Origin of the sequence: Pseudomonas sp. PP3, from assembly GCF_905336995.1 — a bacterium.
Lineage (GTDB): Bacteria > Pseudomonadota > Gammaproteobacteria > Pseudomonadales > Pseudomonadaceae > Aquipseudomonas > Aquipseudomonas reinekei.
Genome location: NZ_HG995459.1, coordinates 4685904 through 4699543 on the forward strand (window position 1 = coordinate 4685904; position 13640 = coordinate 4699543).

General features: G+C 59.0%; 11 protein-coding genes and 4 tRNA genes. 5 read left to right on the forward strand and 10 right to left on the reverse strand.

Features of this window, described 5'->3' with window-relative positions:
- Nucleotides 1-35 precede the first annotated feature (35 nt).
- Nucleotides 36-659 carry a glutathione S-transferase gene (locus KHO07_RS21345; RefSeq protein WP_150732319.1) on the reverse strand — a complete coding sequence of 208 codons (624 nt, stop codon included), beginning with the start codon at nt 657-659 and terminating at the stop codon, nt 36-38.
- A gap of 43 nt (nt 660-702) precedes the next feature.
- The gene (locus tag KHO07_RS21350; protein ID WP_212625464.1) at nt 703-1362 is read right to left on the reverse strand and encodes a transglutaminase family protein; all 660 of its coding nucleotides are present in this window, start codon (nt 1360-1362) and stop codon (nt 703-705) included.
- Nucleotides 1363-1610: 248 nt separating this feature from the next.
- Here KHO07_RS21350 and KHO07_RS21355 point away from each other — a divergent pair, with 248 nt between their 5' ends.
- On the forward strand, nt 1611-4058 hold the full coding sequence (locus KHO07_RS21355) for an acyl-CoA dehydrogenase (RefSeq protein WP_212625465.1): 2448 nt from the start codon (nt 1611-1613) through the stop codon (nt 4056-4058).
- Nucleotides 4059-4141: 83 nt separating this feature from the next.
- Nucleotides 4142-4549: a PA2817 family protein gene (locus KHO07_RS21360; protein WP_007972361.1), complete on the forward strand. Its 408-nt coding sequence runs from the start codon at nt 4142-4144 to the stop codon at nt 4547-4549.
- Between the two features lie 71 nt (nt 4550-4620).
- Here KHO07_RS21360 and KHO07_RS21365 read toward each other — a convergent pair whose 3' ends face one another.
- Nucleotides 4621-5619, reverse strand: a complete 999-nt coding sequence (locus tag KHO07_RS21365; protein WP_150732316.1) for a LysR family transcriptional regulator — start codon at nt 5617-5619, stop codon at nt 4621-4623.
- Between the two features lie 91 nt (nt 5620-5710).
- Between KHO07_RS21365 and KHO07_RS21370 the strand changes: the two genes are divergently transcribed.
- The gene (locus KHO07_RS21370; protein WP_212625466.1) at nt 5711-6337 is read left to right on the forward strand and encodes an alanyl-tRNA editing protein; all 627 of its coding nucleotides are present in this window, start codon (nt 5711-5713) and stop codon (nt 6335-6337) included.
- 103 nt (nt 6338-6440) lie between these two features.
- Nucleotides 6441-7079, forward strand: a complete 639-nt coding sequence (locus KHO07_RS21375) for a LysE family translocator (RefSeq protein ID WP_150732314.1) — start codon at nt 6441-6443, stop codon at nt 7077-7079.
- Between the two features lie 118 nt (nt 7080-7197).
- Here the strand turns inward: KHO07_RS21375 and KHO07_RS21380 are convergent.
- From KHO07_RS21380 to KHO07_RS21395, 4 genes are all read right to left on the reverse strand, one after another.
- Nucleotides 7198-7273: transfer RNA gene (locus KHO07_RS21380), tRNA-Gly, on the reverse strand.
- A gap of 3 nt (nt 7274-7276) precedes the next feature.
- Nucleotides 7277-7352, reverse strand: a tRNA-Glu gene (locus tag KHO07_RS21385).
- A gap of 104 nt (nt 7353-7456) precedes the next feature.
- Nucleotides 7457-7532 (reverse strand) — tRNA-Gly (locus KHO07_RS21390).
- 2 nt (nt 7533-7534) lie between these two features.
- A tRNA-Glu gene (locus KHO07_RS21395) sits at nt 7535-7610 on the reverse strand.
- Nucleotides 7611-7995: 385 nt separating this feature from the next.
- On the opposite strand from KHO07_RS21395, the gene KHO07_RS21400 reads away from it, so the two are divergent.
- Nucleotides 7996-8754, forward strand: coding sequence for a hypothetical protein (locus KHO07_RS21400; protein ID WP_173668848.1), 759 nt, complete (start codon nt 7996-7998; stop codon nt 8752-8754).
- 482 nt (nt 8755-9236) lie between these two features.
- Here KHO07_RS21400 and KHO07_RS21405 read toward each other — a convergent pair whose 3' ends face one another.
- The 3 genes from KHO07_RS21405 to KHO07_RS21415 all read right to left on the reverse strand — a co-directional run bounded on the left by KHO07_RS21405 (nt 9237) and on the right by KHO07_RS21415 (nt 13616).
- Nucleotides 9237-11201: a methyl-accepting chemotaxis protein gene (locus KHO07_RS21405; protein ID WP_212625467.1), complete on the reverse strand. Its 1965-nt coding sequence runs from the start codon at nt 11199-11201 to the stop codon at nt 9237-9239.
- A gap of 108 nt (nt 11202-11309) precedes the next feature.
- The gene (locus KHO07_RS21410; protein ID WP_212625468.1) at nt 11310-12686 is read right to left on the reverse strand and encodes a PLP-dependent aminotransferase family protein; all 1377 of its coding nucleotides are present in this window, start codon (nt 12684-12686) and stop codon (nt 11310-11312) included.
- A 168-nt stretch (nt 12687-12854) separates the two neighbouring features.
- Entirely contained in the window at nt 12855-13616 is a 762-nt protein-coding gene (locus KHO07_RS21415; protein WP_075947444.1) for an SDR family oxidoreductase, read from the reverse strand.
- Nucleotides 13617-13640 lie beyond the last annotated feature (24 nt).

Consider the following 13640-nt stretch of genomic DNA (forward strand, 5'->3'; position numbering starts at 1 on the left):
CACACAAGTACAGTCAAGTGTGTCGATAGTAGGTATTAAGTCAACGCGGTCATAACGGCCTTGCGATAGGCCGGACGCTGTTTCAGCCGTGCATACCAGGCTTGCAGATGCGGCCGTGGCGCGCGCTCGATCGGCATCTCGAACCAGGCATAAATGAAACTGCCGAGGGGAATGTCGCCCATGCCGATTTCGTCGCCGGACAGGTAAGGCGTGGTCGCCAGCGCTTGATCGGCCATTGCCAGCAAATCCTCGCATTCCTTGATTGCAGCCTTGATCGCAGGCCAGTCCTGCTGATCTGCCGGGGTGCGCAACACGCCCCAGAACACGGTGCGGAACGGGCCGGCGAAACTGGAAGTGGTCCAGTCCATCCATTTGTCAGCGATGGCACGTGCTTGCACACCGGCTGGATACCACGCGGTATCCGCCGCATGTTTGGCCAACAGATAACGCACGATGGCGTTGGATTCCCACAACACAAAACCGTCGTCTTCGATCACCGGCACGCGTCCATTGGGGTTCATGGCGCGGTACTCGGGCGTATCGACAACACCAAACGCCCCGCCCGCATCGATGGCCTCATACGCCAGCCCCAACTCCTCGGCGGCCCACAATGGTTTTCTGACATTCGATGAATTTTTCCGACCCCAGATCTTCAGCATGACCGCCTCTCGATTGATGAATGCGCAGGCAGGATACGCCGGATCAGGCGCGACTCAAATCAGTCTGCATGTCACCCAACAACGGCGGCAGTTGCTCGCCGAACAGATGCGGATAGCATTTTTCCAGGTGATCGAAAAAGAACGCCTCAGGCACATCGGCAAACTGGCCGTGATCGACGAGGTACTCCATCAGCTGCTCGCCATCGCGGTTATAAGGGTGGAAAACGCTGTCGTTGATGCCGTCGAATTCCAGCGGCGCCACATTGAACAACTCGCAAAGTTTCTGGTTGAACGCGGGGGTCGCCTTGACCCAGCGATCCTGCAGGTAGAACTCGGTGTAACCGTGCATGGCGAACATGTCGCTCTTAAGCAATTCGAGCAGGCGCGGCGTCGACAAATGATTGCGCACATCCGCCAGGCCGATCCGCGACGGGATGCCGCAATGCCGCGCGGCGCCGGCCAGCAGCGTGGCTTTGGGCACGCAATAACTCTCGCCGGCCGCCAGTGCGTAACTGCCGCATAAGGTCAGCGGATCACGACTGAAGGTGTACGGGTTGTAGCGCACCGCCTCGCGCACGGCGTAATAAAGGCTGATCGCCTGCTCGCGCGGGTCGCGGCTGCTGCCACGGTGTTTTTCGGCGAACTCCACCACGTCGGGATGGTCACTATCGATGAAGCGGCCGGGGCTCAGATACTCGTGCATGCGCGAAATCTCCTGGGGAAGCCTCGAGTCTAACGAGAGGTTAAGCACAGAGATAACGACGTTTCGGCCAAACATGGGCGCTTAGTCGCCCGCCCAATGAACGTTTTCCCAGGCCTGTTGCCAACCGGACCTACAGAAATCATCCGGGATTTCCCACGATTTCAATCACCTCGCTCCGACCACCCCATTTTGCGGATGCCGTCTAAGCTCTGTGGGTTGGCTCGCCCTGGTTTCACGGAGGATTAAATATGCTGCTGTTGTGGATACTGGTTCTGGTTGTCGGGATCGCTTATTTAGCCCACCGTCGCATTTCACCGCTGCCTGCCTTGGGCATCGTGGCTGTCTATCTGCTGGCAATGGGCATCTTCAGTCACGCGCCGGGTGGGTTGTTGTTGATTTTCTGGGTGTTGCTCGCTGCGGTGGCTGCACCATTATTACTGCCAGACCTGCGCCGCAAATTCTTCAGCGCGCCGATGTTCGACTGGTTCCAGAAAACGCTGCCACCCATGTCGCAAACCGAACGCGATGCGATTGAAGCGGGGACCGTGTGGTGGGATGGCGAACTGTTCAGCGGTCGTCCGGACTGGAACAAACTGCTGTCGTATCCCAAGGTACAGCTGAGCGAAGAGGAACAGGCCTTCATCGACGGCCCGACCGAAGAACTCTGCGCCATGGTCAGTGACTACCAGATTGGTCAAACCATGGACCTGCCGGCCGAGGCCTGGGCGTTCATCAAGGAAAACGGTTTCTTTGCCCTGATCATCCCCAAGGAATTTGGTGGCAAGGGCTTCTCGGCGTATGCCCACTCCCAAGTGGCAATGAAACTGGCCAGCCACAGTGGCGACCTCGCCTCCACCGTGATGGTCCCCAACTCCCTCGGTCCGGCTGAACTGCTGCTGCATTACGGCACCGACGAACAACGCAACCACTACCTGCCACGACTGGCGCGGGGCGACGATATCCCGTGCTTCGCCCTCACCGGGCCCATGGCCGGCTCCGATGCCGGCGGCATGCCCGACACCGGGGTGATCTGCAAAGGTGAATGGGAAGGCCAGGAAACCCTCGGCTTGCGCCTGAACTGGGAAAAGCGCTACATCACCCTGGGACCGGTGGCCACCCTCCTCGGCCTCGCATTCAAAGCTTACGACCCGGACCACCTGCTGGGCGATAAAGAAGACCTGGGTATCAGCCTCGCGCTGATTCCGACCGATATTCCCGGCGTGGAAATCGGCCGTCGTCATCTGCCACTGGGCGCAGCGTTCATGAACGGCCCTAACGCCGGCAAAGACGTTTTCATCCCGCTGGAGTTCCTCATCGGTGGCCAGGAAATGCTCGGCAAAGGCTGGATGATGCTGATGAATTGCCTGTCGGTCGGGCGTTCGATTTCCCTGCCCGCCGTTGGCACCGGCATGGCCAAGTTCACCAGTCTGGTGACGGGCCAGTACGCGCAGATTCGCGAACAGTTCAACGTGCCGATTGCCGCGTTCGAAGGCATTCAGGAATCCATGGCCCGCATCGGCGGCAACGCCTGGATGATGGATGCCGCGCGGATGCTGACCGCCAACGCGGTGGATCTGGGCGAGAAACCTTCGGTGCTGTCGGCGATCCTCAAGTATCACCTCACCGAACGGGGCCGCGAATGCATCAGCCACGCCATGGACGTGCATGGCGGCAAGGCAATCATTCAAGGACCGAACAACTACCTCGCGCGCAAATGGTGTGGCGCACCGATCTTCATTACCGTGGAAGGCGCCAACATCCTTTCGCGCAACCTGATGATCTTCGGCCAGGGTGCGATTCGCTGCCATCCTTTCGTCCTCAAGGAAATGGCGCTGGCCACCCGGGAAGACAAGGATCAGGCACTGATCGAATTCGATGGCCTGCTGCTCAAGCACATCGGCTTTGCCGTCAGCAATGCCGCGAGCACGCTGGTGCTGAACCTCGGGTTTGGCCACCTGGAACATACCCCGGGCGACAAACTCAGCCAGGGTTATTTCCGCGCCCTCAACCGTCAGGCCGCCGCATTTGCGCTGCTTGCCGATCTGAGCATGATGCTGCTGGGCGGCGAACTGAAACGTCGCGAACGCCTGTCGGCACGACTGGGTGATGTGCTCAGCAACATGTACCTGGCCAGCGCCGCACTCAAGCGCTACAACGACCTGGACGCGCCGGAACACATGGAGCCACTGTTTGCCTGGGCCATGGAGGAAAGCCTCGGCCAGGCCGAACGGGCCATGGATGAACTGCTCAACAATTTCCCGAACAAGGTGCTGGCATGTCTACTGCGGGTGATCGTGTTTCCGTTCGGTCGCCGCCACAAAGGACCTTCCGACAAGCTGGGCGCACAAGTGGCTGCGATCATCGGTCGGGCCAAGGGTGATCCGGCGCTGGAGGAAGTGCTCCTCGGCTGCTATCGCCCACAATCGAAGGAAGATCCGGTCGGCGCCCTGCAACACGCCAGCAACCTGACGGGCGCTGCACAAACCCTGCAGAAAAAACTCCATATGGCGCTCAAGAGCGGTCAGGTCAAACCGGTCGCCGGCGAACACGTGATCGATGCGGCGCTGGAGGCCGGCGTATTGCAACCGGTGGAAGCGCAAACCCTGCGTGAAGCCGAGGCGGCACGGCGCAAGGTGATCGATGTCGATGACTTCGATAAAGAGGAGCTGGCGATAGCACCGGGGAAGGTCCGCTGATCAAACCGTCCCCGTACACCATGTAAAAACGGGCGCAGGAGCTTTATACTCCCGCGCCCGTTTTGCTCTTGAGGACTTATCTCGTGTCCAACATCGTTGCCGATCATCTCGTATTGCTCGACCACCTGCGCAGCATCCTGGTCGCCGTAGGTGAGGCCGAACAGGTTCCCGACGAAAGCCATGCCTTGTTCCTGGAGCGCTTCGACGAACTGCTTGCACTGCTGCCGGTCGACCCGATCGAAAGCCAGTACCTGGGCCAGGACATCCTGTGCCAGGTGATCACCCGTTACCCGCAAATCGCCCACCTGGTCCCGCGCGACCTGCTGTGGTACTTCGCCGGTGACTGCCTGCACTACATGCCCGACGACGAAATCGACCTGTATCAGGCGCTGGAAGAGCGTCGTTTCGAAGCTGAACAGAATGACGAACCGTTTGACTGGAACCAGGAAAAACAGCTGCTGGCGCTGTCCAATCAGGACAGCAAGCACTGATCCAGGATCAGCAAAACAAAAGGTCCGCATGCGGACCTTTTTTGTTTTTCCCGGCGAACTTTTGATCTTCCTCAGAACAACCCATCACTCTCGGGCAGCTCATACTCCGATACCGCCGTACTCAGGCGACCCGGTTTACCGGGCTTGCCCAGTGTCGGCTCCTTCTCCAGGCATTCCACCAGGTAATCGATCAACACCCGCAGCTTGGGAGGCAGGTATCGAGTTGGCGAATGCAGCAGCCAGGCACCGCCGTGGTAGGACGCCAGGAAAGTCCAGTCCGGCAACACTTGCACCATCAACCCCTTTTCCAAGGCTCGGCGCGCCGTGAAATACGGCAGGCTGCCAATGCCGATGTGTTGCAATACCGCGCCAAACCGCACGCCCGTGTGATTGGCGGCATAGCGCCCGCGCACACCGACCGTGACCGACTTGCTGCCCTTCTTGAATTTCCACCGCGCATCGCTCGGGGTTTCCCCCAGGTAAATGCAACTGTGGTTGAGCAAGTCATGGGGATGGGTCGGCGTTCCATGTTCGGCCAGATACTGCGGGGTAGCGCAGAGCAAATGGTCGATCGTCAGTAACTGGCGACCCACCAGCCCCGCAGGCGGGCGATCGGTGATGCGTATCGCCAGGTCGACGTGATCGTCGATCAAATCCACCTGGCGATCCTCCAGCAACAACTCCACATCGACTTTGGGATAACGGCGCAAAAACTCCGGCATGTGCGGATGAATCACGATCCGGCCCACCGCCTTTGGCACACTGAGACGCACCACCCCTTCGGGCTCATCGGTAAATTGACCACTGATCTCCATCACCGAACGTGCAGCGTTGACCATCTCCTGGCAGCGTTTGAATACCTCTTCCCCACCGTCGCTCAAGCGCAACTTGCGCGTGGTTCGTTGCAGGAGCCGGGTCGCCAGCGCTTTCTCCAGCCGCGAAATACTGCGACTGACCGCCGAGGGTGAAGAGCCCAGTTGACGTGCCGCTTCGGAGAAACTGCCGGTCTCGACAACCTTGACGAAAATCGCCATTTCACCCAGCAGTGGCAGTGGAAGATTTATGCTCACAACACAACAGTCCTTTGATGTTTGAACGGATTATCACGCTATTCCACCCTTCATATAATAAAAATCAGACATTTTAATTCGAGCATGGAACATGACGCTTCGCCTCTTCTTCCACAGTGATGACCTCAAGGCCAACGTGGAAGTCCTGGATTGCACACCCCACGAGATCGAATTCGCCGTGGTGCTGCGCGCAACACTGTTCCACCCTCAGGGCGGCGGACAACCCTTCGATACCGGCTGGATCGGTGAGAGCCGAGTGCTGCGCGTGGTCCAGGACCCGGACCGGATCATCCATTTCGTCGACAGTCCGGTAAAAATCGGGATGACCCAGATCCGGATCGACGAGGAGCGCCGCCAGTTCAATACACGCATGCATACCGCCGGGCATCTGATTGGCCATTTTGTCCAGGCCATGGGCTGGATGCCGATCAAGGCGCATCACTGGCCTGGCGAAGGGCGCGTGCAATTCAAGCCGACGGAATCAGCCCAGGAAGTTGAAGCAGACATCCTGCAACAAGGCATTGCGCAGTGGATCGCCCACGACCTGCCGCGCCTGATATCTCTGCGCGAAGGCGCCCGGGAAATCGGTTTCGGTGAACTGCCCGCCTACGGTTGCGGCGGCACCCATGTACGTAGCCTGAAGGATCTGGGCACGGTCACAATCGAATCCCTTGCGCAAAAGAAAGGGACGTTATCCGTCCACTACCACGTGGATTGAGCCCTTGGGCAAGGGCGCCCATGCCGTTGCCCAACGCCGGATGGCGCCTGCATTCGAGGGCTTCGTCGACTCTCGCTTCCCCCGCTGACTTTCTGGAGTTGAGATGCTTTCAAATTACCTGGCCGAGTTTCTGGCGCTGGCGATCGTCCATTTTCTCGCCGTGGTCGCCCCCGGCCCGGATTTCGCCGTAACAATCCGCCAGAGCGTACGCTTCGGCCGGTGGGTCGGGATTTGCACGGCCCTTGGCATCGGCGCGGGCATTTCCGTACATGTGTTGTATACGGTACTTGGCGTCGGCGCATTGATGCACACCACGCCCTGGCTACTGACGGTGGCCAAGGTCGCGGGCGGTGCCTACATCCTGTATTTGGGGGTGAGCCTGGTACGGAGTCAGCCCAAACCCGTACTTGAGGGCGATAAAGCCACCGACGAACCGATTATCCAGCAGACATTGCTGAAGGCCTTCACCACCGGTTTTCTGACCAACGCCACCAACCCCAAGGCCACGCTGTTTTTCCTGGCGATTTTCACCACGCTCATCAGCGCCACGACACCGCTGAAGATTCAGGCGTTGTATGGGGTGTGGATGTGCTTTGTAAATGCCCTGTGGTTTGTGATCGTGGCGCTGTTCTTTTCCAGTCCCAGGGTCAGATTGCTGTTCATGCGCATGGGGCATTGGTTCGAACGCACCATGGGGGTGGTCCTGATTTTGTTTGCTGGGCGGTTGATGCTGTCGATGTAAATGCGCAGGACATGCAAAAGGCCCGCACAGTCAGGCTGGCGGGCCTTTTTTTATCTGGAACATGAATCGCGCACAAACAAAAACGCCGCTCATTGCTGAGCGGCGTTTTCGTTAAATATGGAGCGGGAAACGAGACTCGAACTCGCGACCCCGACCTTGGCAAGGTCGTGCTCTACCAACTGAGCTATTCCCGCAAATGGCGTCCCCTAGGGGACTCGAACCCCTGTTACCGCCGTGAAAGGGCGGTGTCCTAGGCCACTAGACGAAGGGGACACGCTGCCCGGAACACATGGTGTGTGTTTCGGTGCCCAGATCCGCGTCCGAAGACTTGGTTCTGGTTTCACTCAGCCCTGCCCGAAAGCAACGCTGTTTAAAATTGGAGCGGGAAACGAGACTCGAACTCGCGACCCCGACCTTGGCAAGGTCGTGCTCTACCAACTGAGCTATTCCCGCATTGGCGTCCCCTAGGGGACTCGAACCCCTGTTACCGCCGTGAAAGGGCGGTGTCCTAGGCCACTAGACGAAGGGGACACACTACAACATTCACTCCCTGCTTCGTTTCGCTGTGTGCTTTACGCTGCAAGTGGCGCGCATTCTATGGATGGATTGAGAGGTCGTCAACCCCCTGATATAAATTTATTTAAATCAATGACTTCGCCCTGCTTTCCGGCACCAATCCGGATTTTCCGTCGCCCGGTGTTTGGCGCCTATATTCTGACACTCGCCAAGGCGTTATAGTCGGAGCCAGCAATGATGGCAATCCGCCCTACCGATGCCAGCATTCATATAAGAAGACTGCGGCCGATACAGATTGGGCCACATCGATCAGCTCGTCGAGCGGCCCTAGGCGCCTATATGCCCAGCCACTACACTCGCACGCGAACCCTAAAAAGAGGTCTTACCGGTGACACCACTCATGATCACCCTGCTCGTCGTAGCCGGGATCGCATTATTGATCGCCATTGGCTACATCAACCATGTGGTGGAAAACAACAAGCTGGAAAGGGCCCGCACCAAGGTTGAACTCAACGATCGCCTGCGTCGTTGCGGTGAGATCACCGAGACCTTCCCCGGCCAGTTGATGACGCCGGCGCTCAAGCTGCTGATGACCCGCCTGGAATTGAACGTCTGCCAGCGCCTGTTGAATCTGGAAAAAACCAGCTCCAACCTCAAGGCACGGATTGGCGAGCTGGAGACTTTGGTCGCCCAGGGCGAATCAATCCCGGTCAACAACCCGCCGGCGCCGATCCAGACCGAAGCCAAGGCCAAGGATGTGCGCTTCCTGCTTGAAGCCCTGCACGGCCAGATCACCCGCGCCGCACAGGACGGCTACCTGCCGCCTAATGAAGCCAAGCGCTGGATCCGCGAGGTCCGTCATATTCTGGTGCTGCTGCACATCGAGTTCTTCAACAACCTCGGTCAGCACTCGTTGCAACAGAACCAACCTGGCCAGGCGCGATTGGCGTTCGAACGTGGCGTGCAATACCTGCGCAAACAGCAGGAGCCGCAGATCTATGCCGAACAGCTCGAGTATCTGGAAAAACTCCTGGCCCGCGCCAACGCCCAGGTCATGGACCGTATTGCCCCGGTAGAAGGCGAAGTCAACCAATTGACCGAAGGCCTCAAAGACGTCGAGGCGGATGCGGACTGGAAGAAGAAAGTGATCTACGACTGATCAGCGATAAAAGAGAAAGCCACCGAGAGGTGGCTTTTTTTGGGGTTGGATTTTTAGGATGCATACATCCGAGTGAAATACGTTGAATGTCAGGACGTCATCGCCAGCGAGCCGGCTCCTACAGTGGATATGAGTACACCCGAGCTCTTCACCACTCCACAGGCCGAGCGTTAGCTCGCCTGCCGTTTTTGATCCACCCGCCCCCTCGGCAGGCTGAGTGGAGGCGTTTATCCGGGGGTGGGCGCGTAGCGCCGTGCGGCGCAGCCGCACACATCGAGAGGAGGTCGTCGCGAAGCAGACCGGAGGCGATGCCCCCGGGTGAATGCCGGAGCGAAGGAACACCGAGCCCGAGCGAGGTGCCGTACGAAAGGGGCGAGACCTTTTGGTTCCTTTTGGGGCGTTTGCCAAAAGGGACTCGCCGTAAGGGCGAAACCATAAGCAGCCGTTACCGCAGCACCGGATAGGTACCCAATCAAAAAAGCTCAAAGCCTGAAATGCCCCACCATCCCCCGCAACTCAACCCCCAACTGCGCCAGCTCAATACTCGACGCCGCATTCCCCTGCATCGCCAACGAAGACTGATCAGCACTGGCACGAATACTCGTGACACTGCGGTTGATCTCCTCAGCCACCGAACTTTGCTCCTCGGCTGCCGCCGCAATCTGCTGGTTCATCTGCTGAATCAACGAAACCGCCGCCGCAATACTCCCCAGCGCACTCTCGGTTTGCAGCGCATCACTGACCGCCAGCTTCACCAGTTCGCCACTGTTCTGAATCTGCTGCACAGAGCTCTGCGCCGCTACGCGCAAGGCGCTGACCAGACGTTCGATTTCCTCGGTCGATTGCTGCGTCCGCTTGGCCAGGGCGCGCACCTCGTCGGCTACCACCGCGAAGCCCCTGCCCTGCTCGCCGGCGCGTGCGGCTTCAATGGCCGCATTGAGCGCCAGCAGGTTGGTCTGCTCAGCCACACTCTTGATCACACCGAGCACCGTGCCGATGTTCTGGATTTCCGCACTCAGGCTTTCGATGCTTGAACTGGCCGAATGGGCGGAGTCGGCCAACTGCTCAATCCGCGCCATGCTTTGACGCACCACGTGCTGGCCGCTTTCAACCTTGCCGTCTGCCGTTTGCGCAGCCTGGGCCGCCTCCTCCGCATTACGCGCGACGTCGTGAACGGTGGCGGTCATCTGGTTCATCGCTGTGGCGACTTGCTCGGTTTCTTCCTTCTGACTGCTGACTTCAAGATTGGTCTGCTCAGTCACGGCTGACAGCGATTGAGCCGACGTTGCCAATTGCTCGATGCCTGCCTGCAAACCGCTGACGATCTGGCTCAGACCCGCGCCCATTTGCTGCATGGCTTGCATCAATTGGCCAATCTCGTCCCGACGGGTGACTTCGACAGTCCCGCTCAAATCCCCCGAAGCGATCTGCTGCGCCACACGGATGACACTGCGCAGTGGCCCCACGATCAACCGGGTAATTACCCAAGCCGCGATCAACCCCACCAACAACGCCAGGGCCGATGAGCCAATGATCAGCAGCGAATTCTTTTTCAGTTCTGTCTGCATCGATTGGTCTTCGGCGGCATACGCCTGGTCCACCCGCTCCACCACTTGGCCGGCGCGTTGATGCAGTTGCTGGTAAACGGTTTTTTCCTGCTCCAGCAAACCGGTGTACTCGGCGAGCTTGTCGTTGAAGCTGGCGATATGTCCGCTCACTTCATTGAGAACCGTTTGATAACCCTCATCCTTGACCGTGGTTTTCAATGCTTCGGCTTGGGTCAATGCCTGACTGGCCTGCTCGATCTTGCCCTGCCCTGCGCTGTCGTCGCCCTTGCGGCTCTGGTCCAGGCGCACGCGCGCTTCATTCATGGCTTGCAGCATCAGGCGCGAAACCTGGCTGACCTGACTGGCTTGCTCGATGAACTGCGCACCGTCCTTGCCTTCGGAATCCTTCAGGGTATAGGCGCCGTCATCGGCGAGCCCCGCCTGCAAGACGTCGAGATTATTGGCAACGCTGGACACCGACCAACTGGCCATTTCCAATGCCAGGTCCTTGGCCTGACTGAGCGAGACAAACTCATCAAACGCCTTGCGATACGCCGCAAGGGATTGCTCGACATCAGTCATCACCGGCACATTCGCTGCAGACTCAGCCTTGAGCTGATTCGCCAGCGCAATCAGGCCGTCCACCCCTTCACGCAGGGCATCGGCGGTTTTCGGGTTGCCGTGCAAGGCGTACTCCTGCTCCAGCAGCCGCACCTTGAGCAAACCGCTGTTGAGCGACGACATCTGCTTGAGTCCGTCGAAGCGCTGACTGATGGTTTGCAGGGACCATACGCCGATGGCCGCCACCAAGGCGGTCAACAGCAGCACGAGCACAAACCCGACACCCAGTTTTTTTGCCATACCGAGGTTGGCAAAACGTCCTTGCACGGCCGAAATCATTGCGTGTAGTCCCCTGCCATAGTCTATGGACGCAGATTCGCAACGGGCCTCTATCAACACAAGTCTCTGGCATCGGAATAATGGCAAAAAGCTACGCCCACGTCGTTTTCAGAACGTTTGAGGTCGATTCGGAGCGGTGGCCTGAAAAAATGCCCTGGCTCGCGGATCGCAGGCACAAGCCACATTGATACGCTGCCAATCAGTGGCCTCGCCCATGGGGCTGAAGGTTGTCGCGCAAGACAACACGACACCATGACGTTGCGCCCGGGCATGCACCTGCGCGCAGTCCATCCACCGTGAACGCGCCCAGATGAACAGGCCGGCAGTGGGCTTGCCGAAAACCTCCCACTCGGCATCTTCCAGCAACTGCAAAGCCGCTTGCCTGTCAGTGTTCAAACGCTGCCTCTGACGCTTCAGCAACTTGCGATAGGCGCCATTAGCCAGCAGGCAGGCCATCACCGACTCACAAAATCGTGAAGCGCCCAGGCTGCTGATCATCTTGACTTCAGCCAACCGCGCAATCACGTCGGCACTGGCCACCACAAAGCCGACTCGCAAGGAACTGCTGAGGGTTTTCGAGTAGCTGCCGACGTAGATCACACGGTCATCCAAGGCAGCGAGACGCGTACCGGCACCGCTGTGCAGATCGGCGTAGACATCATCCTCGATCAGCAGCACACCGTGTTTTCTTGTCAGTTGCAGCAACCGTTGCGCCACCACCGGGACCAGGCTGCCGCCCGTAGGGTTGTGATGGAAGCTGTTGATGAACAGCCCTTGCGGGCGGTGCTCCACCAGCAGTTGTTCCAGAACGGCGACGTCTGGCCCATGAGGCGTTCGTGGCACCTCGAGCATGCTGATTCCGTGCAACCTCAGCAGGTCGAACAACATCGGATAGCCCGGGCTCTCGACCACCACGCAATCCCCCGGCTTGAACAGCGTCCGCACGATCAGGTCCAACCCTTGACTGGCGCCTGCGGTGGTCATGACTCGATTGTCTTCTACGTTGATGGCCAGCGGTTTCAGGCGCTTGAGGATTTGCTCGCGCAAGGCGGGCAACCCCAAGGGCGTGCTGTAGTTGAACAGGCCGGCCATGTCGGTGCGGCTGACCTGACGGATCGCGTAACTCAAATCGTCCGTCTCGCGCCAACTTTCGGGCAGCCCACCACAGCCCAGTTGCAATTCAGACGAAGGTCCCGGCTCTGCGCCTCGAAACCACAAATCATCCTGGCGATCCCGGGCATCGGGCGTTGACGCCGCCACGACGAAAACGGCGCCCTGTCGAGATTCCAGCACACCTTGCACCACCAGACGCTCACAAGCCTCGACGACACAGGACTGACTGAGCAGGTTGTTTCGCGCGATCTGGCGCACGGGAGGCAAACGCGCTCCCGGCGCCAACTCGTTGCAATGCAGCCAACAGACCAGTGCGTCGACGATTTGCTGTACGACCGGCACCAATGCCTGTCGATCTATTCTCAATTCCATGAGCAAGAAAACTCCTGTGGGTTCTGCCGGAAACAGTTAATCACAGGAGCGTTCGACGGGATGTGCGACAACGCCGCCAAAACCGGCGGTTTTAACCATTTGAAACACACTGCCGGGACATTCAAGGCAAGCGAAAAACTGTAGTCCGGGGTTTCCAGGGGGCTCTTTTCAGAACGCCGTGACCCCACCATCCACAGCCAACGAATGCCCCGTGGTGAACGCAGCGCCATCGCTGCACAAGTACAGCACCGCGCTGGCGATTTCCTCAACCTTGCCGATGCGACCCACCGGGTGCATGGCGTTGGCGAACTCGCCTTTCTTCGGGTCGGCTTCGTAAGCGCGGCGGAACATGTCGGTGTCGATCACCGCCGGGCACACCGCATTGACGCGGATTTTTTTCTTGGCGTATTCGATGGCAGCGGACTTGGTCAGGCCGATCACCGCATGCTTGGAGGCGGCGTAGATGCTCATCTTTGGCGCGGCGCCGAGGCCAGCCACCGAAGCGGTGTTGACGATTGCGCCGCCGCCCTGGGCCAGCAGCAACGGCAACTGATATTTCATGCACAGCCACACGCCTTTGACGTTGACGCCCATGATCGCGTCGAACTCGTCGACAGTGCCTTCGGCCAATTTGCCCTTTTCGATCTCGATGCCGGCGTTGTTGAAGGCATAGTCGAGACGACCGTAGGTGTTGACCACTTCATCCATCAGATTTTTCACTTCGCTTTCTACGGTGACGTTGCACCGCACGAACGTCGCTTCGCCGCCCGCCGTGCGAATCAGCGCCACCGTCCCCTCGCCACCCGCCGTGTCCATGTCGGCGACTACCACCTTCAAGCCCTCGGCGGCGAACGCCTGGGCGGTCGCCCGGCCGATACCATTGGCGGCGCCCGTCACTACGGCTACCTGGCCGGAAAACGTCATGCTCATTGTTATGTCCTCGAAGAGAAGTTT